The sequence below is a fragment of the Streptomyces sp. MCA2 genome, from assembly GCF_023544705.1.
Taxonomy (GTDB): Bacteria; Actinomycetota; Actinomycetes; order Streptomycetales; family Streptomycetaceae; genus Streptomyces; species Streptomyces decoyicus.
On the sequence record NZ_JAMJFM010000015.1, the window covers coordinates 75048 to 101132 of the forward strand.

Genomic DNA, 26085 nt, shown 5'->3' on the forward strand with positions numbered 1-26085 from the left:
GCCACCGGCGGGCTGCGGGCCGAGTCGCCGCGCCGCGCCGCATTCTCTCGGCATTCTTTTCGGCGTAGATCCAGTATCGCCGCTCACGGCCCCGCCTGTCACCGTTCTTCGGAATGATCTTCGTGGCGCGAAGAGCCCCTAGCGTGAGGAGTCCGAACCGGCGCAGACCATGGAGCGAAAGTGACGCACAACAACGGCACGGCGGCATTAGCGGCGGAACTCATCCGCATGGCTCAGGCGGACCAGAAGACCTCCCCCGGTGCGAACAGCGAGAACCCCGCGGAACAATTGGCCTGGCGCCGCCTCACCGCCCAGCACGGCGACCGGCTGCACCAGATCATGGACGAGTACGGCTGGCCGACGGCGGAGCTCGTCGGCGAGGACGCCGCACGCGGCGCATGGCTGATCGCGCAGCACGCCGACCGGCAGCTCGATGTGCAGCGGCGTGCCCTCCGGCTCATGGAACAGGCGGTGGCGGCAGGCTCGGCCGCTCCGCGCGAGCTGGCCTTCCTGCGCGACCGGACGCTGGTCAACGAGGGCCGCAAGCAGATCTATGGCACACAGATCGCCGGCATCAAGGAGGGTTCTCCGGTGCCGTGGCCGTGTGAAGACCCCGCGCGCATGGACGACATGCGGGTGGCGGCGGGCATCGAGCCCTTCGACGAGTACGTCGCCAAGTTCGCGACGGGCTGAGGCGCGAGGGGCTTGGCGCGGGGGCCCGAGGCGCGGCGTACGAGCCCCCGTGGCGGGCCTCCGCGGGCTCGTACGGCCCGCCTCAGCACCAGCGGGGCTCCTCCCCGTCGTTCACGATGTCCCGCGCCGAGGACCAGACGTACGAGGCATCGCCGAGCTTGTACCAGACCGGGTTGCCCTCGATGCTCTCCCCCTTGACCCGGCAGACGATCCCCACCACCGTCCCGTACTCCTGCGAACCGATCGCGCGGTACTGGGTGCTGGGCCCCGCTCGCAGCACCAGCCCCTCCTCGGCGACGACACGGGCCTCGTGTGCGGCGAAGGTTTCGCCCCCACCGTCGTCGGAGGCCAGGGCGGGGCCGGCCGTGACGGCCCCGGCCAGCACACCGGACAGAACACAAAGGGCGAACGAACCGAATATGGCGGACTTCGACTGCGGAAACATGTGCTTCCTCCTGCGAAGGGGTGAGTCTCAGGGGAGTCCCTGCGGGGTGAGGTGCCGGGCGTCACCTACGGACGGGTCGGGGCCTGTGCCCCGCCGGTGCGGTGCCTGTCGCACCCTTCCCCGGCCGCGAGTGCGGCTTCCGCAACCGTGCGCCGCTCTCCGGCGCCGCACCGTGCCGCTTGTCTCGCTCCCTTCTCACGCTAGAGAGGCCCCGGAGAGTCCGCAACTCATCACAATCCGTGACGACGGCGGGCGGGCGGCTCCCGGCGATCCGGGTCAGGGGAGGCCACTACGGGGCACCGGGGCCACCCCACCCCAACTCACCCCTCGCAAAGCGGCATTGACACGCCACCCCGTCGCCCCGCCGCCCCATCGGCCCGTCCGCCCGGCTGCGCCCCTCGCTCCCTCGGGCTCGCCGGGGCTCCTCCGACCCACGCGCCCGCGCCTTCCGCAACGGCAGGGCGGCGTACAGGGAAGTGCGGGGTGGCGCGGGGCGGTCCGGGGCGATGCGGGGTGACGGGCGCCCGCGGCGACGGCCATGTCTAAGGGAAGAATCAGGGGCGCCCCAGGGGCCGCTCAGGGTCGATCCGGGTTGTTCTGTGAACGCGCCCAATGGCACTTTGTAAACTCGTCCAGACCGAATAGAAGAAGAAGGCCGAGGCCGAGCTCGTCACGCTGGTGCGGACGACCGAAGACATCGGTCGATGGCATGGACCTGTGCCATGACCACCGTAAGCGAGGGGCTATGGCGTACATCACACCCGTGCACGCCGAGTGGAGGTTCCGTGCCGTCCCGGCCGACTTGGGCCGCGGAGCGCGGATGACCGACCCCCTCGACGAAAGGCAGTATTAGCGTCATGACGACTCTCCGTTCCCGGATCATCGCCTGGGCCGGCCGTATGTATCTGGCGAGAACTCAGAAGAAGGGCTTCGACCTGTCTCGAATGTCTTTCTTGCCCGAGTCCGTCCTGATGCCGCTGCGGCGCGAGGGGCTCAACCCTGTGGGTGATCTGGCCGCCGTCAGGGAGCGGGAGCCCGTCAGCAAGCTCCCCGTGCCGATAGCCGCCAACGTCTGGCTGGTCACCGGCTACGACGAGGTCAAGGCGGTGCTGGGAAAGGCCAATGCCTTCAGTTCGGACTTCACCAACCTCGTCGGCAAGGCCGGTGCCGGTGCCGAACAGAACCCCGGTGGACTCGGATTCGCCGACCCGCCCGTGCACACCCGCCTCCGTCGGCTGCTGACGCCCGAATTCACCATGCGGCGTCTCGGGCGGCTCACCCCCCGCATCCACGAGATCGTCGAGGAACGTCTCGACGCCATGGAAAAGGCGGGCAAAGACGGCGACCCGGTCGACATCGTCCACGCCTTCGCCCTCCCCATCCCCTCCCTCGTCATTTGCGAACTCCTTGGCGTCCCCTACGAGGACCGCGCCGACTTCGAGCGGCTCAGTGCCGCCCGCTTCGACCTTTTCAGTGGTGCAAACGCCTCCTTCGGCGCCATATCCGAATCGCTTTCCTATTTCCGGGACATCGTCAAGAAGCAGCGCGAAAACCCGGGCGACGGCTTGCTCGGCATGATCGTGAAGGAACACGGCGACTCGGTCAGCGACGAAGAGCTGGCGGGCCTCGCCGACGGCGTCCTCACCGGCGGTTTCGAAACCACCGCGAGCATGCTGGCCCTCGGCGCCCTCGTCCTCCTCCAGGACCCCAAGCACTTCGCGGCCCTCCAGGACGGTGACGACGCCGTCGACGGCTATGTCGAGGAACTCCTCCGCTACTTGACCGTCGTGCAGGTCGCTTTCCCGCGCTTCGCCCGCGAGGACCTGGAAATCGGCGGCGTCCAGATCGCCTCCGGAGATGTGGTGCTGTGCTCACTGAGCGGTGCGGACCGGGACGGCAAACTGGGCCCGGAAATGGAACAGTTCGACCCCACCCGCAACGTCCCCTCCCACCTCGCTTTCGGCTACGGAATCCACCGCTGCGTAGGCGCGGAACTCGCCCGCATGGAACTCCGCGCCGCCTACCCCGCCCTGGCACGCCGCTTCCCGAACATGCGCCTCGCCGCCAAACCGGAGGACCTGGAATTCCGCAAACTCTCGATCGTCTACGGAATCGAATCCCTGCCGGTCCGGCTGGACAACTGACCACAACCCCTGCTCCACACCCCCGCTGACCGGGCATTTGGCCGATGGGCCCGGATGCCCGGTCTTCTGTGTCGGGCCGCGCTCCCGGACCGTGCCGCGGGCCGGCGGGCGATGCCTGCGGGGAGCCCGGCCGGTGATGCGGGCGGAATGCGCCGACCTTGGCGAGAACGGGTGTAGTGGCCGCTCGGCTCCGCTGGTAGGACGGGATCAAGATCTGGGCGACGCCGTCGTAGCGGGGGACAGTGGGCTGGCAGGAAGAAGTCGTCTCGGCACTCGACGCCTGGGTGGCGCATGAGGGCGTACCGGCGCGGGAGCCACGCTGGCGCCCGCTGGGCCGGGCGGTACGGGGCCGGACGCCCGGGGAATTCGTCATCGACGTCCGTGGCTCCGACGCCGGGACGGACCAGCTCCACGGCGACGGACTGCGGCTGGCCGGAGCGGAGGAGAACGGCGTCGACGCGGGCCACGCCGTGCTCGACGTGTTCAAGGACGGTACGGCGTTGCGGGTGCGCGTGGCCGAGTTCGCGGATCCCCCCGACCCTCATCTGTGGATGAAGCCGCAGCCCACAGGCTTCCTGGTGAAGGCGCTGCGCGAGGGCATGGCCGGGCTCACCGAAGCCCCGCTGGCGCACCTCATGGCGCGCGGCGAGGCGGGGGCGGGACGGCTGGCACCGACCGGTGTGCCGGGCGACGTCCTCATGCCGGCCCAGGGCCTCGCGTACCGCGCCTGTACCGGCGAAGGCCTGTGGCTGGTGTGGGGCCCGCCCGGCACAGGCAAGACGACGGTACTGAAACGGGCCATCGGTGACCTGGTCGCACGGGGCAAGCGGATCCTGCTGGTCTCGGCGACCAACATCGCTGTGGACAACGCTCTGTGGGGCGTGGTGAAGGAACGCCGGCACACCGATGGCCAGATCGTCCGGGTGGGCCCGCCCCACCTGCGCGAGATCGCGGAGGACCGCCACGTCTGCCTGACCCTCATGGTGCGTGAGCGGCTCGCCGACACCGATGCACAGCGCCGGGCGGTCGCCGCGCAGCTCCTGGCGGCCCGGGAACGAGCGCGACATCTAGCGGAACTGGAAGGGAGCCTCACGGATTCCGACGCGGTGGCGTACGCGGCCGACCGCACCCGCCTCGACGATCCCGCCCGCACCTCCGCCGCCCTGACGCACACGCTCGAACGATCCCACCGCTCGGCGCGGGAGGCGGAGGAGCGGTCCGCCCGCCTGGAACAGGAGTATGCGGCCGCCGCGCAGAACCTCGCCGCGACCGAGCAGGCGCAGGCCGACTGGGCGACGTACGACAAGGAGCAGGCCCTCGCCGCGGAACTGCACGACGCAGTAACCGAAGTGGAGACGAAGGCGCTGCTCGCCGAGGCCGAACGCGGCAAGGCGGAGCGACGGCTCGACGACCTCGACCAGCTCAAGGGATGGGCGAAACGCCGGGCCAAGCACGACAGGGAGGCGGCACGTTCCCGGCTCGAGGCGGCGCGCGAGGAGGCCGGGAAAGCCGAGAAGCGGGCGGCGGACGCCCGCGCCGTACGCGACCGCGGCCAGGAGAAGCTCGCGCGGCGCCTCGCCGGCCTTCGCGCCCGGATCCCCTTCAGCAGGCAGGAGATCGCGCTCAGGCAGGAAACCCTGTGCTCCGTGGAGGGAGAGCTCCGGAAGGCCGGACGGGCGGCGAACGCCGCGAGCGCCCTGCTCGTCCCCCTCGGCAAGGAGATCGGCCTGGCGAAGGCGGCCGAGGCGCGCGTCGCGGAGGCCGACCGGCTCGGCCACCCTCGACGCCATGCGCTGGCAGCAGCGGCGAGGCCCCAGGTCGCCCAGGACGAGCAGCAGCGTCCCGCTCTCGAACGCCGCCACCGCGAGCTACAGGAGCAGTACGACAAGCTCTCGCGCGATGCCCAGGGCGAGATCATCCGGGGGGCGAGCGTGGTGGCCACCACGCTCGCGCGGTTCCGGACCAACAAGGCGGTCTTCGAGGGGGAGTACGACGTCGGCCTCGTCGACGAGGCCGGCGCGGCCACCTTGCCCGAGGTCCTCCTCGCCGTGGGCAAGGCGAGGACCACGGCCGTACTGCTCGGGGACTTCATGCAGCTCGGCCCCGTACTCCCCGCCCTGGACGGCAAGAAGCGGCCCGATGTCGCCCGATGGGTGCTCCGCGAGGTCTTCGAGCACTTCGGTATCGAGTCGCCCGCGGCGGCCGTGCACCACCCGGGCTGTGTCGTGCTGGACGTCCAGCACCGCTTCGGCCCGGACGTCATGGGCCTGGCGAACACCCTCGCGTACGACGGGGTGCTGAAGCCGGGCCCGGGGGTGCGGCGTCGGGCCGCGCTGCGTGAGCCGGGCGACCCCGAGGTGGTGATCATCGACACCGACGGGCTCCAGAGCCTGGCCCGGGCCCACCTCACCGGCCGCCGCAAGGGCTGGTGGCCGGCCGGACCGCTGCTCGCCCGCGCCCTGATCGACCTGCACCGTGAGGAGGGCGAGTCGGCCGGCGTCGTCACGCCGTACCCCGTACAGGCGGAAGCCACCCTGGAGGCGCTGCGGGACACCGAGGGCAGCGGCGGTCAGCTCGCCGAGGTCGGCACCGCCCACCGCTTCCAGGGCCGCGAGTTCCCGGTGGCCGTCTTCGACACCGTGGAGGACGACTACGGCGACGGCCTCTGGATGGCCCATGCCTCCCGCGGCCCCGAAGCGACCTCGTGGGCCCGCAACGGCGTACGCCTCTTCAACGTCGCCGTCACCCGCGTACAGACCAGGCTGTACGTACTCGGAAGCCGCGGCCGCATCCTCGCGGCAGGCGAGGACACCGCCCTGGGCAAACTGGCCACGCTCATCCGCGCCCAGCGCGCCCGCTCGGTCCCCGCCACCCAGCTCATCGCGCCGGGCGGTCACCTCGACCCCGGACTCGGCCAGTTCGGCGCCCGCCTCGCCGACGTCCTCTCCCGGCACGTCCAGATCTCCGACATCGACGACGAGATCTCCTTCTACGAGACCTTCGCCGCCCGCCTCGCCGAGGCCACGACGTCCCTGTGGATCTGGTCCCCGTGGACGGCGAAACGGCTGACCGGTCTGCTCCCGGTACTCGGCGAGGCCGTACGACGCGGAGTCCGGGTGACGGTCTTCGTCCGAGACCCCTACGACACGGGCCAGAAGAAGCAGGCCGACCTGGTCAAACGGCTGCGCGCGGTGGTGCCGACCGTCGTCCCCGTCAACGTCATGCACCAGAAGATCGTCGTCATCGACGAACGCACGGTATTGCTCGGCAGCCTCAACTCCCTTTCCCAGAGCCGCTCGCGCGAGGTCATGCTCACCATCAAGGGCGGCCACTTCGCACGCAAGATCCTCACCCATGAGCACGCGGAGGACTTCGCCCGGCCGCCCAGCTGCGGGGCCTGCCACGGCGACGAGGTGGACCTGCGCCGCCGCGGCAACGGGACCTGGTACTGGCGCTGCTACCACCGCGCCTGCCCGGCCCGAAGGGGCGACAAGGCGTGGCAGACCGCGGTCCGGTTCAGCCCGTCGGGCCGCCGCTGAGAGACGGCCCGCGACGGCCGGCCGAGCCCCGGCCGACGCCCCTACAGACCCCTACGCGAGCAGCGGCAGCGCACAACAAAGAGCCGGACCCAGTGGAACTGGGTCCGGCTCTCGAAGTCTGGCACTTCAGCAGTCCAGCGGATTGATCACGCTGTCTGGCTGGAGTGCCCCCGGCAGGATTCGAACCTGCGCACACGGCTCCGGAGGCCGTTGCTCTATCCCCTGAGCTACGGGGGCGTTGCCGCCTGTGTTCTCGTGGCGACGGGTAGAACCCTACCAGCTCTGATGGGGTGTTCATGAACAGGTTTCGTGGGAGGTGGGGGAGGGGGCGCGGCGGCGGTGGCCGGGTCTCTAGCGCATGTGAGGGGCGCGGCGGTGAGGGTCGGGGAAAGGTCCCTCACACGGGGGCGGAAGTGGGGAAAACCGGGACGCAGTCACAGGCGGGGTCCTAGTCTCAAGGTGTGCCTGGCTTGTCCGGTCGGATCCTCGTTGTCGACGACAACAAGGTGATCCGGCAGTTGATCAGGGTCAATCTCGAGCTGGAGGGCTTCGAGGTCGTGACCGCGGCTGATGGTGCCGAATGTCTGGACGTGGTGCACCACGTGAGACCTGATGTCGTGACCCTCGATGTGGTGATGCCACGGCTCAACGGACTGCACACCGCGGCGCGGTTGCGGTCCGATCCGCGGACGTGGGACATCCCGATCGCCATCGTCAGCGCCTGCACGCAGGGCGAGGTGGACAACGGCGAGACGGTGGGCGTGGACGCCTTTCTCGCGAAGCCGTTCGAGCCGACGGAGCTGGTGCGGACCGTGGGGATGCTGGTGCGCGAGGCGCGCCAGCGGCAGCGTGGGGCCGCGGGTGGGGCCGAGGAAGAGGACGGGGAGAGCGACGGGGGCGGGGGCGCGGCGGAGCGTGGCGCTCCGTCCGGCGGGGTCGCGACGTCCGGTGGGGTCGGCATGGTGGATGCGGGTGGGGAGTAGGCGAGCCCCGGTGCTGTGCGCGGGCACGCCGGAAGCCCGTCGCCCCGATGCCGCGCTCAGGTGAGTCCCGGACCCGCCCCGGATCCGCGGGCGGAGTGTCCACAGGGCGAAACCGGGTCGCGTGGATGCCCCTGGTCTCCCATACGCTTGTCCTGTGACCCCCGCTGAGCTCTCCCGCACCGTCCTGCGCTCCGTGCGTGGTGCAGTGGAGGAGCAGGAGCTCTCCGTGCCTGTGCCGGCGCGGATCGTGGTGCAGCCGCCGCCGCGGCCCGGGTGTGGGGACTACGCCTCCCATGTCGCGCTGCAACTCGCGGGACCGGCGGGGCGGCCGGCCCGGGAGGTCGCCGAGATTCTGCGGAAGCGGCTGGTCGGGAGCGCCGGGATCGCCCGCGTCGAGATCGCCGGGCCGGGTTTTTTGAACTTCACCCTGGGGGACGGGGCGCAGGTCGCGCTCGTACGGGAGGTGCTGGCGCAGGGGGACGGCTACGGCGGGTCGAGGGCGGGGCAAGACCCTGATGCCTTCGGTCCGGTGGACGGTTCCGCGGCGGGCGGCGCCCGTGAGGCCGTGATCGACGAGGTGCTGGCGCGGATCGACGCGGCGGCCGGGCCCGGTGGGCGCCGGGGCGGAGGCCACCCGGCGCTCGCGCCCGTTCCGTACGACCTCGCCGCACTCATCGCCCGCCTCGGCTCCGACGAGGCACGCTGGATCCTGTTGCGGCCGGCCGCGCATGATCCGGTGCGGGTGCCCGAGCGGCCCGTGCAGCGGGAGAGCAATCCGCGGTTCCGGGTGCAGTATGCGTACGCGCGGGTGCGGGCGCTGGTGCGGAACGCGGGTGAGCTGGGGTTTGTGAGCGAGCCGGGGGAGGTGGGGCGTCCGCTGACGGATGGCGGCTCCTCGTCTTCGCCCGGGGAGCGGTCCGCCCCAACTGGTCAGCCCATGTCGCAGCACCCCGCGCCCCCCGCCCACTCCCTCCAGAGCCTCCATGCTCTGGAGACCCTTCTCGCCACCTTCCCCTCCGTCATCGAAGTCGCCGCGCGGCTGCGGGCGCCGGACCGGGTGGTGCGCCATCTGGAGGCGACGGCGGACGCGTTCTTCCGGTGGCATGACCTCTTTCCGCCGCTGCCCGTCGGGGAGCAGAAACCCTTGGCCGTGCACCGCGCCCGGCTGGCCCTTGCCGAGGCCGGCGGGACGGTGCTCGCCAACGGCCTGCGTCTGCTCGGCATCTCCGCTCCCGAACACCTCTGAACGATTTTGAGGGGAACTCCACAGTCATGAGTCGCTCCGCGCATCCCGCCGGGCCCCGGCACGCTGACGTACTGCCCGAGGGGCACTACGCCGGGCCGCCCGCCGATCTCAACACCCTCGACCCGCGGGTCTGGTCCCGTACGGTCTCGCGCAATGCCGACGGTGTGGTCACCGTCGGCGGGCTGGACGTCGCCGCGCTCGCCGAGGAGTTCGGCACACCGGCGTACTTCCTGGACGAGGACGACTTCCGGGCCCGCTGCCGGGCCTGGAAGGACGCCTTCGGTCCGGGGGCCGATGTGTTCTACGCCGGGAAGGCGTTCCTGTCCCGGGCCATCGTGCGGTGGCTGAACGAAGAAGGGCTGAATCTCGACGTCTGCTCCGGGGGCGAGCTGGCCACGGCGCTGGCGGCGGGAATGCCGGCCGAGCGGATCGCCCTGCACGGCAACAACAAGAGCACCGAGGAAATCACCCGCGCCGTGGAGGCGGGGGTCGGACGGATCGTGCTCGACTCGTTCCAGGAAATCGTGCGGGTCGCGCATATCGCGGAGCGGCTGGGCAAGCGGCAGCGCGTGCAGATCCGGGTCACGGTCGGTGTCGAGGCGCATACGCATGAGTTCATCGCGACCGCACACGAGGACCAGAAGTTCGGCATTGCGCTCGCGGACGGCCAGGCGGCGGAGGCCGTGCGCCGTGCGCTGAAGCTGGACGGGCTGGAACTCATCGGCATCCACAGCCACATCGGCTCGCAGATTTTCGATATGGCGGGATTCGAGGTGTCCGCGCGCCGCGTGGTGCAGCTGCTGACCGAAGTGCGTGACGAGCACGGGATCGAGCTGCCCGAGATCGACCTGGGCGGCGGGCTCGGCATCGCGTACACCTCGGACGACGATCCGCGGGAGCCGCACGAGATCGCGGCGGCGCTGGGCGACATCGTGAGCAAGGAGTGTGCGGCGGCGGGGCTGGGTGTGCCGCGGCTGTCGGTCGAGCCGGGACGGGCGATCGTGGGGCCCACGGCCTTCACGCTGTACGAGGTCGGCACGGTCAAGGAGCTGGAGGGCCTGCGGACGTATGTGTCCGTGGACGGCGGGATGTCGGACAACATCCGCACGGCGCTCTACGACGCGGAGTACAGCGTGGCGCTGGTGTCGCGCACCTCCCAGGCCGCGCCGATGCTCTCGCGCGTGGTCGGCAAGCACTGCGAGAGCGGGGACATCGTCGTCCGCGATGCCTTCCTGCCGGCCGATGTGGCGCCCGGGGACCTGCTCGCGGTGCCGGCCACCGGCGCGTACTGCCGTTCCATGGCGAGCAACTACAACCACTCGCTGCGGCCGCCGGTGGTGGCGGTGAAGGATGGTGCGGCCAGGGTGATCGTCCGGCGGGAGACGGAGGAAGATCTCCTGCGGCTGGATGTCGGCTAGGGCCGGATCGCCGGGTTCCGCTCCCGGATGAAATAAATGTCTCGGCATCTGGACGATGGACGGAAACCGCCGTCCGGTGCGTGAGACTTGTGCATGAGCAAGCTGGAATTCGCTGATCGATGAGAAGCAGAGGTCGAATGATGCGTACGCGTCCGCTGAAGGTGGCGCTCCTGGGCTGTGGTGTTGTCGGCTCAGAGGTGACGCGCATCATGACGACGCACGCCGACGACCTCGCCGCCCGCATCGGTGCGCCCGTGGAACTCGCCGGGATCGCCGTCCGCCGCCCCGACAAGGTGCGCGAGGGAGTCCCGGCCCACCTGGTCACCACCGATGCGACCGCGCTCGTCAAACGCGGCGACATTGATGTCGTGATCGAGGTCATCGGCGGTATCGAGCCGGCCCGTACGCTCATCACCACCGCTTTCGAGCACGGCGCCAGCGTGGTGTCCGCCAACAAGGCGCTGGTCGCGGCGGACGGCGCGGCGCTGCACGCGGCGGCCGAGGCCAACGGTGCGGACCTGTATTACGAGGCCGCCGTCGCGGGCGCGATCCCGCTGGTACGGCCGCTGCGCGAGTCCCTGGCCGGCGACAAGGTCAACCGGGTGCTCGGCATCGTCAACGGCACCACCAACTTCATCCTCGACAAGATGGACTCGACCGGGGCCGGCTACAGCGAGGCGCTGGACGAGGCGACCGCGCTCGGTTACGCCGAGGCCGACCCGACCGCCGACGTCGAGGGCTTCGACGCCGCCGCCAAGGCCGCGATCCTGGCCGGTATCGCCTTCCACACCCGCGTGACCATCGACGATGTGCACCGCGAGGGCCTCACGGAGGTCACCGCGGCCGATATCGCCTCCGCCAAGCGCATGGGGTGCACGGTCAAGCTGCTGGCCATCTGCGAGCGGGCCGCGGACGGTGCGTCCGTGACCGCGCGGGTGCACCCCGCGATGATTCCGCTGACGCATCCGCTCGCCTCCGTCCGCGAGGCGTACAACGCGGTCTTCGTCGAGGCCGAGGCGGCCGGTCAGCTGATGTTCTACGGGCCGGGCGCGGGTGGCGCGCCGACCGCCTCCGCGGTGCTCGGCGACCTCGTCGCGGTCTGCCGCAACAAGCTCGCCGGCGCCACCGGACCGGGTGAGTCCGCCTACACACGGCTGCCCGTCAGCCCCATGGGCGCGGTCGTCACGCGGTACCACATCAGCCTCGACGTGGCCGACAAGCCCGGTGTTCTCGCCCAGGTCGCCACGATCTTCGCGGAGCACGGCGTATCGATCGATACGGTCCGTCAGTCGGGCAAGGACGGCGAGGCATCCCTCGTCATCGTCACCCACCGAGCGGCGGACGCGGCCCTGTCGTCGACCGTCGGGGCACTGCGCGAGCTCGACACCGTCCGTGGTGTCGCCAGCATCATGCGGGTCGAAGGGGAGTAAAGGAACCCATGTCTGCCAATTCCACTGTGACCACGGCGAGCAGCCAGTGGCGCGGAATCATCGAGGAATACCGCGACCGGCTCCCGGTCAGCGACACGACCGAGGTCGTCACCCTCCGCGAGGGCGGCACGCCGCTCGTACCGGCCCAGGTGCTCTCCGAGCGCACCGGCTGCGAGGTGCACCTCAAGGTCGAGGGTGCCAACCCCACCGGCTCCTTCAAGGACCGTGGCATGACGATGGCGATCACCCGCGCCAAGGAGGAGGGCGCCAAGGCGGTCATCTGCGCCTCCACCGGCAACACCTCCGCCTCGGCCGCCGCCTACGCGGTCCGCGCCGGCATGGTCTGCGCCGTGCTCGTCCCGCAGGGCAAGATCGCGCTGGGCAAGATGGGCCAGGCACTGGTCCACGGCGCGAAGATCCTCCAGGTCGAGGGAAATTTCGACGACTGTCTGACACTGGCCCGGAGCCTGTCCGACAACTACCCGGTCGCACTTGTGAACTCCGTCAACCCGGTGCGCATCGAGGGTCAGAAGACCGCCGCCTTCGAAATCGTCGACATGCTCGGCGATGCGCCCGACATCCATGTGCTGCCCGTCGGCAACGCCGGCAACATCACGGCGTACTGGCGGGGCTACAAGGAGTACGCGGCCGACGGCATCGCCTCGCACACGCCGCGCATGTGGGGCTTCCAGGCCTCCGGCAGTGCGCCGATCGTGCGCGGCGAGGTCGTCAAGGACCCGCACACCATCGCCACCGCCATCCGCATCGGCAACCCCGCCTCGTGGTCGTACGCGGAGCAGGCGCGGGACGAGTCCGGCGGCGCCATCGACTCCGTGACCGACCGTCAAATCCTGGCTGCCTACCGCCTGTTGGCCGCGCAGGAGGGGGTCTTCGTGGAGCCCGCCTCGGCCGCGTCCGTCGCCGGTCTGCTCAAGGCCGCCGAGGAGGGCAAGGTCGACCCCGGCCAGCGCATCGTCTGCACGGTGACCGGCAACGGCCTCAAGGACCCGGACTGGGCGGTGGCCGGAGCGCCGCAGCCGGTCACGGTCCCGATCGACGCGGACGCCGCGGCCGAGCGCCTCGGTCTCGCCTAGGACCGCCGGCGCCCCCGCGCGGGGCGCAGCCGTACGGGCGGACGTGCGCGTACGGCACCCGGTGACGGGACGGTGAACGTTCCGTCAACCCTTGCAGAGCAAAGTGTGCAAAGGGTGCAAAGCCAGAGGGAAGGCAGCGTCGGGGCACAGGAAGGCGCGCGACACGCATCGTGCGCCTCCTGTGCGCCCTATGTCGCGACAGAACCTTCCTTCGATAGGCTGGCACCAACTCCCCTCCCCACGGCATAACGCAGTGGCGTGCAGGGCAGGTCAGAACAGACCCCATGAGCCGGCCGGGCACCTCGGTGCCGCGGCGCTCCGGGGCAGTACCGCAGCATCAATCAAGGAGAGTCATCGAGCGATGGCCGGTCCCGCGTTCCGCGCCGCCGCCGTCCGGGTGCGCACCCCCGCTACCAGCGCCAATCTCGGTCCCGGCTTCGATGCCCTGGGTCTTTCCCTGGGCCTGTACGACGACGTCGTGGTGCGTGTCGCAGACTCCGGACTGCACATCGACATCGCAGGTGAGGGCGCCGAGTCCCTGCCGCGCGACGAGAGCCATCTGCTCGTACGGTCGATGCGCACCGCCTTCGAGCTGCTCGGCGGACAGCCGCGCGGCCTGGAAATCGTCTGCGCCAACCGCATTCCGCACGGCCGCGGCCTGGGGTCCTCCTCCGCCGCCATCTGCGCCGGCATCGTCGCAGCCCGCGCGGTGACGATAGGCGGTGAGCAAAAGCTCGACGACACCGCGCTGCTGGAGCTGGCCACCGAGATCGAGGGCCACCCCGACAACGTCGCCGCCTGTCTGCTGGGCGGATTCACCCTCGCCTGGATGGACACCGGAACCGCCCGCGCGATCCGGATGGATCCCGCGGATTCCATCGTTCCGGTGGTCTTCGTGCCCGGAAAGCCGGTGCTGACCGAGACCGCCCGTGGACTGCTGCCGCGTACCGTCCCGCATGTGGACGCCGCGGCCAACGCCGGCCGCGCCGCACTGCTCGTCGAGGCCCTGACCAGGCGCCCCGAGCTGCTGCTCGCCGCGACCGAGGACCGACTCCACCAGGAATACCGCGCCCCCGCGATGCCGGAGAGCGTGGCCCTGGTGAACCGACTGCGCGCGGACGGCGTCCCCGCAGTTGTGTCCGGTGCGGGCCCGACGGTGCTCGCGCTGGTCGAGGACGCGGCGGCCGAGAAGGTCGCGGCACTGGCGGGAGAGGGGTGGGCGGCCAACCGGCTGGCCCTCGACGCGGCAGGCACCTGCGTACTGCCGCTCGCCGGGTGATCACGCGGGTGATCGACGATTGCCGGTCTTTGAGAGGGGGAATGTTTGTTGGACCCGGTAGTGTTAACCTCAAGTCAGTACTCGACGCCTGAGTGGCGCGGTGCTTCGTGTCCCCCATAGGGACCACTTTCTTCCGGGAGCCTCCCAAACTGCTTGGAGCAATGGCCTGAGCAGAAGTGAGCACGCTCCGGAATCGGCGTGACGACATGGCCAGTCTGCATCTCTTCACGCCGGAGCCATGAACTGATTCCCACCGCCACTTCCGGCGGGACCACCGCCCCGGCCCGGTCCATGAGACCAAGGACCCAAGCCGGACAGCACAACCGGTCGCCGAGCCAGACAGGCCGACGCCCGCTCCAGGGAAGGACCCTTCGTGAGCGACACCACCGATCTGATGGGCGCGCGCACCGATGGCAGTGCCACCGCGCCCGCCACGGACGCTCCCGCCGCGCCTGCTAGCACGCGGCGCCGCCGTTCCGGCACCGGCCTTGACGGCATGGTCCTGGCAGAGCTTCAGCAGGTCGCCTCCGGCCTCGGTATCAAGGGCACCGCGCGGATGCGCAAGAGCCAGCTGATCGAGGTCATCAAGGAGAAGCAGGCCGGCAGCTCGGGCGCCGCCGCCAAGGCCGACGCGTCCGCCGACACCGAGACCAAGCCCAAGCGCCGTACGACCTCCAAGGCCCGTACCGGCGACGACAGCGCGGAGCAGGCCGCCGGCAAGGCCGCCAAGTCCGACAAGGGCGACAAGGCCGCGGACAAGTCCGGGGCCCAGCAGCAGATCGACATCCCCGGCCAGCCGGTCAGCGACGAGCAGCCGGCCGGTGAGCGCCGCCGGCGCCGCGCCACCGCCGCCGCGGGCAGCCCCGAGGGCGCCTCGGGCGACGTCAAGACCGAGACCAGGGTCGAGGCGAAGACCGAGGTCAAGGCGGATGCCAAGACCGACACCGCGACCTCCCCGCAGGAGACCGGCGAGGGCCGGCCCAGCAAGGGCGGCGAGCGCCAGGACCGCGGCGACCGCCAGGACCGCGGGCAGAAGGGCGACCGCGGTGAGCGCGGCCAGCGCCAGCGTGACCGTGGCGACCGCGGTGACCGTGGTGACCGTGGTGACCGCCGCAAGGGTGACGCCGGCGACGGCGGCGGCCAGGGTGGTCAGGGTGGTCAGGGCGGCCAGCGTCAGCGCGACCGCCGTACCGATGACGACGACGACTTCGAGGGCGGCCGCCGGGGCCGTCGCGGCCGCTACCGCGACCGCCGGGGCCGTCGCGGGGGCCGTGAGGACTTCGGCAACGAGCCGCAGGTGTCCGAGGACGACGTCCTGATCCCGGTCGCGGGCATCCTCGACATCCTCGACAACTACGCGTTCATCCGGACCTCCGGCTACCTGCCCGGCCCGAACGACGTGTACGTCTCGCTCGCCCAGGTCCGTAAGAACGGCCTGCGCAAGGGCGACCACGTCACCGGCGCGGTCCGCCAGCCCAAGGACGGCGAGCGCCGCGAGAAGTTCAACGCGCTGGTCCGGCTCGACACCGTCAACAGCGTGGCGCCCGAACAGGGCCGCGGACGGCCGGAGTTCGGGAAGCTGACGCCCCTTTACCCGCAGGAGCGACTGCGCCTGGAGGGTGAGTCGGGCGGCCTGACGACCCGGATCATCGACCTGGTCACGCCGATCGGCAAGGGCCAGCGTGGCCTGATCGTGGCCCCGCCGAAGACCGGCAAGACCATGATCATGCAGGCGGTCGCCAACTCGATCACCCGCAACAACCCCGAGTGCCACCTGATGGTCGTCCTGGTCGACGAGCGTCCGGAAGAGGTCACCGACATGCAGCGGTCGGTCAAGGGCGAGGTCATCTCCTCGACCTTCGACCGCCCGGCCGAGGACCACACCACCGTCGCCGAGCTGGCCATCGAGCGTGCCAAGCGCCTCGTCGAGCTGGGTCACGACGTGGTCGTCCTGCTGGACTCGATCACCCGTCTGGGACGTGCGTACAACCTCGCCGCCCCGGCCTCCGGCCGCATCCTGTCCGGTGGTGTCGACTCGACCGCGCTCTACCCGCCGAAGCGCTTCTTCGGTGCGGCGCGCAACATCGAGGACGGCGGCTCGCTGACCATCCTGGCCACCGCGCTGGTCGAGACCGGCTCGCGGATGGACGAGGTGATCTTCGAGGAGTTCAAGGGCACCGGCAACCTGGAGCTCAAGCTCGACCGCAAGCTCTCGGACAAGCGCATCTTCCCGGCGGTGGACGTGGACGCGTCCAGCACCCGTAAGGAAGAGATCCTGATGGGCAGCGACGAGCTCGCGGTCGTCTGGAAGCTGCGCCGGGTGCTGCACGCCCTGGACCAGCAGCAGGCCATCGAGCTGCTGCTGGACAAGATGAAGCAGACGAAGTCCAACGCGGAGTTCCTGCTCCAGATCCAGAAGACGACGCCGACCGCGGGCAACGGCAACGACTGACGCCCGTCGGGCGCGTCCTGGCGCCGTACCGCAGAGCCCCCCTCGCCGCTGTAGGCGAGGGGGGCTTTGCACTGCGTTGTCCGTTACGGGCGGGGTCCGCGGACGGCGTCGTGTGAGCCGGTCCGCGTTCCGCGGGCGGTACACACGACGCGCTTGAGACGTTCCGCACAGATCAGTGCAACCCGCATGGTTCCAGCCATGCCGGGAAAAGGGCCGAAAGCCCAGGTGGGGAGGACCAAGGTCCCGAGCCGGTGGGCCGGGCCGCCGCAGATTTCTAAGAAATCGCTCATGACTCGCTGTGCAACCCTTCCCGTCGACCTCCCGTCTGACAAGGAGCAACGGGCCGTGGCGGCGCACAGCACGGCACGGCGGCGGCGAGGGGCAGCCGAGCGAACGAGGACTGAGGAGCAGATGGCGGACAGCAACGGGACCGCGAAGACGGCCGAAAGCCGTGCCCGCGGCATACGTGCCACGGGCCGCCGGCGCAAGGGCCCGACCCGACGGCGCCGAGCGCTGACCATCACCCTGTGCACGCTGACCAGCGTCGTACTCCTGGGTGGGGCCGGACTCGGCTACGTCTACTTCAAGCTCAACGGCAATCTGAAGGGCGTCGACATCAACGCCGCCCTCGGACATGACCGGCCGAAGGCGGTCGACGACGGCTCGATGAACATCCTCGTGATGGGGTCCGACTCCCGCGCCGGCAAGAACGGGGAGTACGGCAAGGACGAGGGTGCCGCGCGGTCCGACACGGCGATGATCGTGCACGTGTACAAGGGCCACAAGAAGGCCAGCGTGGTCAGCGTCCCCCGGGACACCATGATCAAGCGCCCCGACTGCACCACCAAGAACGGCAAGAACGTCCCCGGCGCGCAGCGGGCGATGTTCAACACGGCGTTCGAGGTCGGCGGGCCGACCTGCGCGGTCAGGACCGTCGAGTCGATCAGCAATGTCCGTATGAACCACTTCGTCGAGGTCGACTTCACCGGCTTCAAGAAGCTCATCGACGCGCTGGGCGGGGTGGACGTCACCACCAGCAAGGCGATCGACGACGACCACAGCCATCTGCATCTCCAGCCCGGCAAGCACACCCTCAACGGCGAGCAGTCGCTCGGCCTCGTCCGGACCCGGCACGGCGTGCCCGGCGGCGACGGCAGCGACCTGGGCCGCATCCAGTTGCAGCAGACGTTCATCAAGGCCCTGATGAACCAGGTCAAGAACGTCGGGGTGTTCACCAACCCCACCAAGCTCTACGACATCGCCGACACGGCCACCAAGGCCATCACCACCGACACCGACCTCAACTCGGTCAGCGAGCTGGCCGGCCTGGCCAAGAGCCTGGGCGGCATCGGATCGGAGAACATCGACATGGTGACGCTGCCGGTGACGTACGACCCGGCCAACCCGGACCGTGTGGTGCCGCTGGAGAAGAAGAGCGGGCAGGTCTGGGACGCGCTGCGCCAGGACAAGGAGATCCCCAAGTCCGCGATCAAGGGCTCGGCCGGTGACCAGGGCGGCACGGACAAATACGTGAAGTAGCCGGACGGCAGGGTTCCGGGGTCCGGCGGCCCCGGAACCGGCCGGGAATAGATGCGGCCCCACCCCGGTTTTGGGAGATACGCCTAGTCCTGGCAGACTGGACCGTCGGCCCCGGTTCACGTGACGCAATCCGCGACACGACCCGGTGCACTCCCGAACCTAGGAGAATCCCTTGAAGCGCGACATCCACCCGGAGTACGTCGAGACCCAGGTCAGCTGCACCTGTGGCGCGTCCTTCACCACCCGTAGCACGGTCGCCGGCGGAAACATCCGCGCCGACGTCTGCTCCGAGTGCCACCCGTTCTACACCGGCAAGCAGAAGATCATGGACACGGGCGGCCGCGTGGCCCGCTTCGAGGCCCGCTTCGGCAAGGGCGCTGCCGCCGCCAAGAAGTAGCGACCCGCAAGGCGCCGGTCTCCGGTCGCCCCTGCCCAGGGGTGACCGGACCGGCGTTTTGTCGTCCTGGCCCTTGGCTCCCGTTCGGGGCCGGGGCCCGCGGCGCAGCCGCAGATGTGCCAGCGCCCCGGTACCCGGGTCACCACAGCAGCCAGTAGAGGAACCCCACGATGTTCGAGGCGGTCGAGGAACTGATCGGCGAGCACGCCGATCTCGAGAAGCGGCTGGCCGACCCCGCGGTCCACGCCGACCAGCGCGAGGCCATGCGGCTCAACAAGCGCTACGCCGAACTGACCCCGATCATCGCGACGTACCGCGACTGGAAGCAGACCGGCGAGGACATGGAGACCGCGCGCGAATTCGCCGCGGACGACCCGGACTTCGCCGACGAGGTCAAGGAGCTCGACGCCCGGCGCGATGAGCTGACCGAAAAGCTGCGGCTGCTGCTCGTCCCGCGGGACCCCAGCGACGACAAGGACGTCATCCTCGAGGTCAAGGCCGGCGAGGGCGGCGAGGAGTCCGCGCTGTTCGCCGGCGACCTGCTGCGGATGTATCTGCGCTACGCCGAGCGGGCCGGCTGGAAGACCGAGATCCTGGAGGCCAACGAGTCCGACCTCGGCGGCTACAAGGACGTCCAGGTCGCCGTGAAGACCAAGGGCGGGAACGGTGCCACCGAGCCGGGACAGGGCGTCTGGGCGCGGCTGAAGTACGAAGGCGGAGTGCACCGCGTACAGCGCGTGCCCGCCACCGAATCGCAGGGCCGGATCCACACCTCCGCGGCCGGCGTGCTGGTCACGCCCGAGGCCGAGGAGGTCGAGGTCGAGATCGGCCCCAACGACCTGCGGATCGACGTCTACCGCTCCTCCGGGCCCGGCGGCCAGTCCGTCAACACCACCGACTCCGCGGTGCGCATCACGCACCTGCCCACCGGCATCGTCGTCTCCTGCCAGAACGAGAAGAGCCAGCTCCAGAACAAGGAGCAGGCGATGCGCATCCTGCGCTCCCGGCTGCTGGCCGCCGCGCAGGAAGAGGCCGAGCGGGAGGCGTCGGACGCCCGGCGCAGCCAGGTTCGTACGGTTGACCGCTCGGAGCGCATCCGTACGTACAACTTCCCGGAAAACCGCATCTCGGACCACCGGGTCGGCTTCAAGGCGTACAACTTGGACCAGGTGCTCGACGGCGAACTCGACCCGGTCATCCAGGCGTGTGTCGATGCCGACTCGGCCGCCAAGCTCGCCGCCGCCCAGTAAGCCCGCACGGTCCGGTACGTACCGGACCGGGACCGCACTTCCCGGGGACAGCCCCCGGACCCCGGCCGACCGACGGCGGACCCGCACCAATGAAGACGCAGCGCACTAGGAGGAAGGCCCCGTGAACCTTCTGCTCGCCGAGGTGGCCCAGGCCACCCAGCGGCTGGCCGACGCCGGTGTGCCCTCGCCGCGCTTCGACGCCGAGGAACTCGCCTCGTTCGTGCACGGCGTCAAACGGGGTGAGCTGCACCACGTCAAGGACGCGGACTTCGACGCCCGCTACTGGGAGGCCGTCGCCCGCCGCGAGGCGCGCGAGCCGCTCCAGCACATCACCGGCCGGGCGTTCTTCCGCTACCTCGAACTCGCCGTCGGGCCAGGGGTGTTCGTGCCCCGCCCGGAGACCGAGTCGGTGGTCGGCTGGGCGATAGACGCCGTACGGGCCATGGACGTCGTCGAGCCGCTGATCGTCGACCTGTGCACCGGCTCGGGGGCCATCGCCCTCGCCCTCGCGCAGGAGGTGCCCCGCTCGCGGGTGCACGCCGTGGAGCTGTCCGAAGAAGCCCTTGACTACGCCCGCAAGAACGTCGAGGGGTCCCGCGTCGTTCTCCATCACGGCGACGCGCTGACCGCGCTTCCCGAACTGGACGGGCAGGTCGACCTGGTCGTCTCCAACCCGCCGTACATCCCGCTGACCGAGTGGGAGTACGTCGCACCCGAGGCCCGCGACCACGACCCCGAGCTCGCGCTGTTCTCGGGGCAGGACGGCCTGGACACGATCCGGGGCATCGAGCGGACCGCACACCGACTGCTGCGCCCCGGCGGTGTCGTCGTCATCGAGCATGCCGACACCCAGGGCGGGCAGGTGCCGTGGATCTTCACCGAGGAGCGGGGCTGGGCCGATGCGGCCGACCACCCGGACCTCAACAACAGGCCCCGTTTCGCCACCGCGCGCCGGGCGACGCCATGACGCGTCCCGCTTCGGCGCCTGATGCAGCCGATGCATCCGAAGTATTCGTTTCGCACGAGGAGGTCCCGTAATGGCACGGCGATACGACTGCAGCGACGCGACCGACCGCACCACCGGTCTGCGCGAGGCCGCCTCGGCCGTCCGCCGCGGTGAGCTGGTCGTGCTGCCGACCGACACCGTCTACGGCATCGGCGCGGACGCCTTCAGCGCCGAGGCCGTCGGCGACCTGCTGGAGGCCAAGGGCCGCGGCCGCGGTATGCCCTCCCCGGTCCTCGTCGGGTCCCCCAACACCCTGCACGGCCTGGTCACCGACTTCTCCGAGCAGGCCTGGGAGCTGGTCGACGCCTTCTGGCCCGGTGCGCTCACCCTCGTCGCCAAGCACCAGCCGTCGCTGACCTGGGACCTGGGCGAGACCCGTGGCACGGTCGCGGTGCGGATGCCGCTGCACCCCGTCGCGATCGAGCTGCTCACCGACTTCGGCCCGATGGCGGTCTCCAGCGCCAACCTCACCGGCCACCCGTCCCCGCAGGACTGCGACGCCGCACAGGAAATGCTGGGCGACTCGGTCTCCGTCTACCTCGACGGCGGCCCCACGCCCGCCGCCGTGCCCTCCTCGATCGTCGATGTCACCGGCAAGACCCCGGTGCTGCTGCGCGAAGGCGCGATCACCGCGGAGGAGCTGCGCAAGGTGGTACCCGAGCTCGAGGTGGCCAATTGATGGCGCCCCTGGGGCGTGGCATAGCGGGACCAGGCACCCACCCCCCTGTACCCCCCTCACCCCCTTTTCGGATTCTCCACGTCAGCACCGGCAACGTCTGCCGCTCGCCGATCACCGAGCGGCTGCACCGCCATGCCCTGGAGCTGCGCCTGGGCGAGGCCCGCAGCGGCGGGCTGCTCGTGGAGAGCGCCGGCACCTGGGGCCATGAGGGCGCCCCGATGGAGACCCACGCCGCGACGGTGCTCACCGACTACGGCGCCGACCCGGCCGGCTTCATCGGCCGTGAGCTGCTCGACGAGCACGTCATCCGCGCCGACCTGGTGCTCACCGCCACCCGTGACCACCGCGCCCAGGTCATCTCGATGGGCCACTCCGCGGGGCTGCGCACGTTCACGCTCAAGGAGTTCAACCGGCTGGTGCGGGCCATAGACCCCGCCACGCTGCCCGAGCCCGACCCGGACCGGCCGGACGGCGGGCTGGTCGAGCGCGCCCGCGCACTGGTCGGCGCCGCCGCCGCGCTGCGCGGCTGGCTGCTGGCGCCCAACCCGGAGTCCGACGAGGTCTACGACCCCTACGGGGCCCCCATCACCTTCTTCCGCTCCATCGGCGACGAGATCAACCAGGCGCTCGACCCGGTCGTCACCGCCCTCACAGGGGTCCCGGCGCGAGCCTGAGGCCTGTCTCCCCCAGACCGGGGAGACAGGCCCCCTGAGGGCCCCTGTGCGGGGGTGTGGACCCTGTCGGCCCGCACACCGCGCCCGATCGCCCCGCCGCGCCTACATTGGGACTACGTCCCCGTACGAGGCCCGGAGCAAGCGATGCCTGCCACCACCGCGTCACCCCGTAACGAGACCCCGGCCGCCCCTTCCCGGGCCGCGGAGCCCGCGCCGGCCGGGCCCGCCGAGAGCGCGGCGGACCCCGCACGGGCCGCCGCCCGTGACGCCGTCACCCGGCCGGCCGGCGCCCCGGACTTCGACGCCCTGCTGCGCCAGGACCCCGAGATCGCCGGCGTGCTGTTCGGTGAGAGCACCCGGCAGAGCGACGGGCTCCAGCTGATCGCCGCGGAGAACTTCACCTCACCGGCCGTCCTCGCCACCCTCGGCTCCCTGCTGGGCAACAAATACGCCGAGGGCTATCCGGGCGCCCGGCACCACGGCGGCTGCGAGATCGTCGACCTCGCCGAGCGGATCGCGGTGGAACGCGCCAAGGCCCTGTTCGGCGCCGAACACGCCAACGTCCAGGCACACTCCGGGTCTTCGGCCGTTCTGGCCGCCTACGCCGCCCTGCTGCGCCCCGGTGACACCGTCCTGGCCATGTCCCTCCCGCACGGCGGACACCTCACCCACGGATCGCCCGCCAACTTCTCCGGCCGCTGGTTCGACTTCGTCGGCTACGGGGTCGACGAGCAGACCGGGCTGCTGGACTACGACGCGATCCGCGAGCTGGCCCGCGCCCGCCGGCCCAAGGCCATCGTCTGTGGCTCGATCTCCTACCCCCGGCACATCGACTACGCCGCCTTCCGCGACATCGCCGACGAGACCGGCGCCTATCTGATCGCGGATGTCGCGCATCCGCTCGGCCTGATCGCCGGGGGAGCGGCGCCCAGCCCCGTCCCGTACGCCCATGTGGTGTGCGGAACCACACACAAGGTGCTGCGCGGGCCGCGCGGCGGGCTGATCCTGTGCGGCGCGAAGCTGGCCGAGCGCATCGACCGGGCGGTGTTCCCCTTCACCCAGGGCGGTGCCCAGATGAACGCCGTCGCGGCCAAGGCCGTCGCCTTCGGGGAGGCCGCCACGCCCGCCTTCGGCGCGTACGCGCACCAGGTCGTCGCCAATGCCCGCGCGCTCGCCGGGGCACTGGCCGGACACGGGCTGACGATCACCACCGGCGGCACCGACACCCATCTGATCACCGCCGATACCGCCCCGCTCGGCCTGGACGCACGCACCGCGCGGGGCCGGCTGGCCGCCGCCGGGATCGTGCTGGACACCTGCGCACTGCCGTGCGTCGAGGCCCCCGACGACCTCGCGGCCCGCCGGACCGGCGTCCGGCTGGGCACCGCCGCGGTGACGACGCAGGGGATGGGCGAGGCCGAGATGAAGGCGGTCGCCGAGCTGATCGTGGCGGCGCTGGAGGAGGACAGCTCGACCCGCTCCCGGGCCGTCGCTTTGGTCCGCGGCTTTCCGCCTTATCCCGATCACGGATGAGGGCGGGAACCACCCGCTGACACGAGGCGTCTACTCCTGTATTCACGGCCAGGGGGCAGACACGCATAGGGTGTGGGGCTGTGATGGCCAGCTATACCAATGGGGCAGCCCGTGCGTGAATACCTGCTGACGCTGTGCGTCACGGCCGCGGTGACCTACCTGCTGACCGGCCCGGTGCGGAAGTTCGCCATCGCGGCCGGGGCGATGCCGGAGATCCGCGCGCGTGATGTGCACCGCGAGCCGACGCCACGGCTCGGCGGTATCGCGATGTTCGGCGGGCTGTGCGCCGGTCTGCTGGTCGCCTCGCATCTGACCAACCTCAAGAGCGTCTTCGAGAACTCCAACGAGCCCAGGGCGCTGCTGTCCGGCGCCGCCCTGATCTGGATCCTCGGCGTCCTGGACGACAAGTGGGGCGTGGACGCGCTGGTCAAGCTCGGCGGTCAGATGATCGCCGCGGGCGTGATGGTCCTTCAGGGCCTGACGATCCTCTGGATCCCGATCCCCGGCGTCGGCACGGTCTCGCTGACCCCGATGCAGGGCACCCTGCTGACCGTCGCCCTCGTCGTGATCACCATCAACGCGGTGAACTTCGTCGACGGCCTGGACGGCCTCGCCTCCGGCATGGTGTGCATCGCCGCCGCGGCGTTCTTCATGTACGCGTACCGGATGTGGTTCGGCTACGGCATCGAAGCGGCCGCGCCGGCCACGCTGTTCTCGGTCGTTCTGATGGGCATGTGCCTGGGCTTCCTGCCGCACAACATGCACCCGGCGCGGATCTTCATGGGCGACTCGGGCTCGATGCTGATCGGTCTGGTGATGGCCGCGGGCGCGGTCTCGGTGACCGGCCAGGTGGACCCGGACCTGCTCAACGTGAAGGCGGGCGGTCTGCGTGAGGCGACCCACGCGATGGTGCCCGTCTACATCCCGCTGCTGCTGCCGCTGACGGTCATCGCGGTGCCGGTCGCCGACCTGGTCCTGGCGATCGTGCGGCGTACGTGGCAGGGCCAGTCGCCGTTCGCGGCCGACCGCGGGCATCTGCACCACCGGCTGCTGGAGATCGGGCACTCGCACAGCCGGGCCGTGCTGATCATGTACTTCTGGTCGGCCCTGATCGCGTTCGGTGCGGTCGCGTACTCGGTGAACAACGCCAGCATGTGGATCGTGCTGGGCATCGTGCTGCTGAGCGCGGTGGGACTGGTGCTGCTCCTGCTGCCGCGCTTCACGCCGCGCACGCCGCGCTGGGCGGAGTGGATGGTGCCGCCTCGCTACCGCCGGGCCGCCCATGCGACGGCGCCGGCCGCGGAGACGGACGGCGAGAGCGCCGCCGAGCCGGAGGAGGAGCGCGAACCGGTCCCGGCGGGCATCAACGGGGCCACCGCGATCGGCGACCGCTCACGCTTCGTGGAACACCGGAGGGCGGGCAGTCACCGCTGATCCGCCGTCTTGATCGCCCGAACGCGGGACACGAATCGGGTCGGTTGACCCCATACCAGACAAAAAGCTGGCCGTCAGTGCACCAACGCGCACGTTCACGCTCAGGTGTGACAGGGTCCACACGAACCAGGTAAAGACCTCATCAAATAGTTTGTGATACCGTTCACGAAACCCGGCGATAGAGCCGAGGGAGCGTAGTGCGACGCTTCTTCTGCCTCAGGTTCCGCCTCAGGCCGGGTCTACGCTCGTCCCTGACGACACAACCCCCACCTTTTGCCGGAGCGCCGCCATGCAGTCGAATGACGCCCGACTACTTCTGCACGCCGTTGTGCCCACGCTCGCCATCGGCGCCATCGCCGTTGCCGTGAGCGCTGCGGTCGCCGGCGCGACAGGAGCGCTCGGCGCTGTCGTCGGCACCGTGCTGGTGCTGCTCGTCATGGGTGCAGGTCTGGTGGTCCTACAGAAGACCGCGAAGAACCACCCGCAGCTGTTCCAGATGATGGGACTGCTGCTGTACACGGTGCAGATCCTCTTCGTGGCGGTCTTCCTGATCGCGTTCAAGGACACAACGTTTTTCGACACCAAGGCATTTGCGTTCACCTTGCTCGGCGCCACCCTCGTATGGATCGCGGCACAGACCCGCGGTCATATGAAGGCGAAGATTCTGTACGTGGACCCCGACTCCGCCGAGACGAAGAAGGCGGAGACGGCGGGGTCGCCGACGTGACACGTAGGGCCGAGATAAAAGCCCACTTGCGGGCCTGCTATCGTCCGGTGCCAACTGCGGCACAGTTGGCGCAGGCGGCTGAACTCCCAGGTTCCACTCGATGGAACCGGCGGTTCTCGCGGC

Annotated in this window: 20 protein-coding genes and 1 tRNA gene; 19 read left to right on the forward strand and 2 right to left on the reverse strand. The window is 70.4% G+C overall.

Annotated features, from left to right (window positions below; all coding sequences use genetic code 11):
- Positions 1–180 precede the first annotated feature (180 nt).
- On the forward strand, positions 181–693 hold the full coding sequence (locus M8I34_RS14980; protein ID WP_308372309.1) for a DUF6624 domain-containing protein: 513 nt from the start codon (positions 181–183) through the stop codon (positions 691–693).
- Between the two features lie 82 nt (positions 694–775).
- Here the strand turns inward: M8I34_RS14980 and M8I34_RS14985 are convergent, their stop codons facing one another.
- Positions 776–1138 (reverse strand): SH3 domain-containing protein, encoded by a 363-nt coding sequence (locus tag M8I34_RS14985; RefSeq protein WP_250049983.1) that lies wholly within the window; start codon positions 1136–1138, stop codon positions 776–778.
- Positions 1139–1995: 857 nt separating this feature from the next.
- Between M8I34_RS14985 and M8I34_RS14990 the strand changes: the two genes are divergently transcribed.
- Positions 1996–3282, forward strand: a complete 1287-nt coding sequence (locus tag M8I34_RS14990) for a cytochrome P450 (RefSeq protein WP_244418708.1) — start codon at positions 1996–1998, stop codon at positions 3280–3282.
- Between the two features lie 242 nt (positions 3283–3524).
- The gene (locus M8I34_RS14995) at positions 3525–6821 is read left to right on the forward strand and encodes an AAA domain-containing protein (protein ID WP_250049984.1); all 3297 of its coding nucleotides are present in this window, start codon (positions 3525–3527) and stop codon (positions 6819–6821) included.
- A gap of 165 nt (positions 6822–6986) precedes the next feature.
- On the opposite strand, the gene M8I34_RS15000 is transcribed toward M8I34_RS14995, so the two are convergent.
- Positions 6987–7058: transfer RNA gene (locus M8I34_RS15000), tRNA-Arg, on the reverse strand.
- A 224-nt stretch (positions 7059–7282) separates the two neighbouring features.
- On the opposite strand from M8I34_RS15000, the gene M8I34_RS15005 reads away from it, so the two are divergent.
- The 16 genes from M8I34_RS15005 (at position 7283) to M8I34_RS15080 (ending at position 25962) form a co-directional block, all read left to right on the forward strand.
- Positions 7283–7804, forward strand: a complete 522-nt coding sequence (locus tag M8I34_RS15005) for a PleD family two-component system response regulator (protein WP_374210911.1) — start codon at positions 7283–7285, stop codon at positions 7802–7804.
- Between the two features lie 154 nt (positions 7805–7958).
- Entirely contained in the window at positions 7959–9050 is a 1092-nt protein-coding gene (gene nrtL, locus M8I34_RS15010) for an ArgS-related anticodon-binding protein NrtL (protein WP_250049986.1), read from the forward strand.
- A 26-nt stretch (positions 9051–9076) separates the two neighbouring features.
- A complete protein-coding gene (gene lysA / locus M8I34_RS15015; RefSeq protein ID WP_030981879.1) occupies positions 9077–10468 on the forward strand; it encodes a diaminopimelate decarboxylase in 1392 nt (463 codons plus the stop codon).
- A 137-nt stretch (positions 10469–10605) separates the two neighbouring features.
- Positions 10606–11898 carry a homoserine dehydrogenase gene (locus M8I34_RS15020; protein WP_030081230.1) on the forward strand — a complete coding sequence of 431 codons (1293 nt, stop codon included), beginning with the start codon at positions 10606–10608 and terminating at the stop codon, positions 11896–11898.
- A gap of 8 nt (positions 11899–11906) precedes the next feature.
- Positions 11907–12992: a threonine synthase gene (gene thrC / locus M8I34_RS15025; protein ID WP_250049987.1), complete on the forward strand. Its 1086-nt coding sequence runs from the start codon at positions 11907–11909 to the stop codon at positions 12990–12992.
- Between the two features lie 361 nt (positions 12993–13353).
- Complete coding sequence (gene thrB, locus M8I34_RS15030) at positions 13354–14271, forward strand: homoserine kinase (RefSeq protein ID WP_250049988.1); 918 nt, start codon at positions 13354–13356, stop codon at positions 14269–14271.
- Between the two features lie 373 nt (positions 14272–14644).
- The gene (gene rho, locus M8I34_RS15035; RefSeq protein WP_244418694.1) at positions 14645–16723 is read left to right on the forward strand and encodes a transcription termination factor Rho; all 2079 of its coding nucleotides are present in this window, start codon (positions 14645–14647) and stop codon (positions 16721–16723) included.
- A 411-nt stretch (positions 16724–17134) separates the two neighbouring features.
- On the forward strand, positions 17135–18262 hold the full coding sequence (locus M8I34_RS15040) for an LCP family protein (RefSeq protein WP_250049989.1): 1128 nt from the start codon (positions 17135–17137) through the stop codon (positions 18260–18262).
- A 172-nt stretch (positions 18263–18434) separates the two neighbouring features.
- Positions 18435–18659, forward strand: a complete 225-nt coding sequence (gene rpmE, locus M8I34_RS15045; RefSeq protein WP_030081241.1) for a 50S ribosomal protein L31 — start codon at positions 18435–18437, stop codon at positions 18657–18659.
- Between the two features lie 170 nt (positions 18660–18829).
- A complete protein-coding gene (prfA, locus tag M8I34_RS15050; protein ID WP_244418692.1) occupies positions 18830–19909 on the forward strand; it encodes a peptide chain release factor 1 in 1080 nt (359 codons plus the stop codon).
- Between the two features lie 121 nt (positions 19910–20030).
- On the forward strand, positions 20031–20876 hold the full coding sequence (gene prmC / locus M8I34_RS15055) for a peptide chain release factor N(5)-glutamine methyltransferase (protein WP_030081245.1): 846 nt from the start codon (positions 20031–20033) through the stop codon (positions 20874–20876).
- 70 nt (positions 20877–20946) lie between these two features.
- Entirely contained in the window at positions 20947–21594 is a 648-nt protein-coding gene (locus M8I34_RS15060; RefSeq protein WP_030081247.1) for an L-threonylcarbamoyladenylate synthase, read from the forward strand.
- Positions 21591–22268, forward strand: coding sequence for a protein-tyrosine-phosphatase (locus M8I34_RS15065; protein ID WP_374210912.1), 678 nt, complete (start codon positions 21591–21593; stop codon positions 22266–22268). The genes M8I34_RS15060 and M8I34_RS15065 overlap by 4 nt, the downstream gene beginning before the upstream one ends.
- A gap of 144 nt (positions 22269–22412) precedes the next feature.
- A complete protein-coding gene (gene glyA, locus M8I34_RS15070; RefSeq protein ID WP_250049991.1) occupies positions 22413–23801 on the forward strand; it encodes a serine hydroxymethyltransferase in 1389 nt (462 codons plus the stop codon).
- A gap of 99 nt (positions 23802–23900) precedes the next feature.
- A complete protein-coding gene (locus tag M8I34_RS15075) occupies positions 23901–25235 on the forward strand; it encodes an MraY family glycosyltransferase (protein ID WP_244418688.1) in 1335 nt (444 codons plus the stop codon).
- Between the two features lie 289 nt (positions 25236–25524).
- Positions 25525–25962, forward strand: a complete 438-nt coding sequence (locus M8I34_RS15080; RefSeq protein WP_250049992.1) for a hypothetical protein — start codon at positions 25525–25527, stop codon at positions 25960–25962.
- The last annotated feature ends 123 nt before the right edge of the window (positions 25963–26085 follow it).

Bases quoted from the DNA above. Each gene is read 5' to 3' on its own strand.
- M8I34_RS14985 (WP_250049983.1), bottom strand. From the start codon at position 1,138: ATGTTTCCGCAGTCGAAGTCCGCCATATTCGGTTCGTTCGCCCTTTGT.
- M8I34_RS14990 (WP_244418708.1), top strand. From the start codon at position 1,996: ATGACGACTCTCCGTTCCCGGATCATCGCCTGGGCCGGCCGTATGTAT.
- lysA (WP_030981879.1), top strand. From the start codon at position 9,077: ATGAGTCGCTCCGCGCATCCCGCCGGGCCCCGGCACGCTGACGTACTG.
- M8I34_RS15020 (WP_030081230.1), top strand. From the start codon at position 10,606: ATGATGCGTACGCGTCCGCTGAAGGTGGCGCTCCTGGGCTGTGGTGTT.
- thrC (WP_250049987.1), top strand. From the start codon at position 11,907: ATGTCTGCCAATTCCACTGTGACCACGGCGAGCAGCCAGTGGCGCGGA.
- thrB (WP_250049988.1), top strand. From the start codon at position 13,354: ATGGCCGGTCCCGCGTTCCGCGCCGCCGCCGTCCGGGTGCGCACCCCC.
- M8I34_RS15040 (WP_250049989.1), top strand. From the start codon at position 17,135: ATGGCGGACAGCAACGGGACCGCGAAGACGGCCGAAAGCCGTGCCCGC.
- prfA (WP_244418692.1), top strand. From the start codon at position 18,830: ATGTTCGAGGCGGTCGAGGAACTGATCGGCGAGCACGCCGATCTCGAG.
- M8I34_RS15060 (WP_030081247.1), top strand. From the start codon at position 20,947: ATGGCACGGCGATACGACTGCAGCGACGCGACCGACCGCACCACCGGT.
- glyA (WP_250049991.1), top strand. From the start codon at position 22,413: ATGCCTGCCACCACCGCGTCACCCCGTAACGAGACCCCGGCCGCCCCT.
- M8I34_RS15075 (WP_244418688.1), top strand. From the start codon at position 23,901: ATGGGGCAGCCCGTGCGTGAATACCTGCTGACGCTGTGCGTCACGGCC.
- M8I34_RS15080 (WP_250049992.1), top strand. From the start codon at position 25,525: ATGCAGTCGAATGACGCCCGACTACTTCTGCACGCCGTTGTGCCCACG.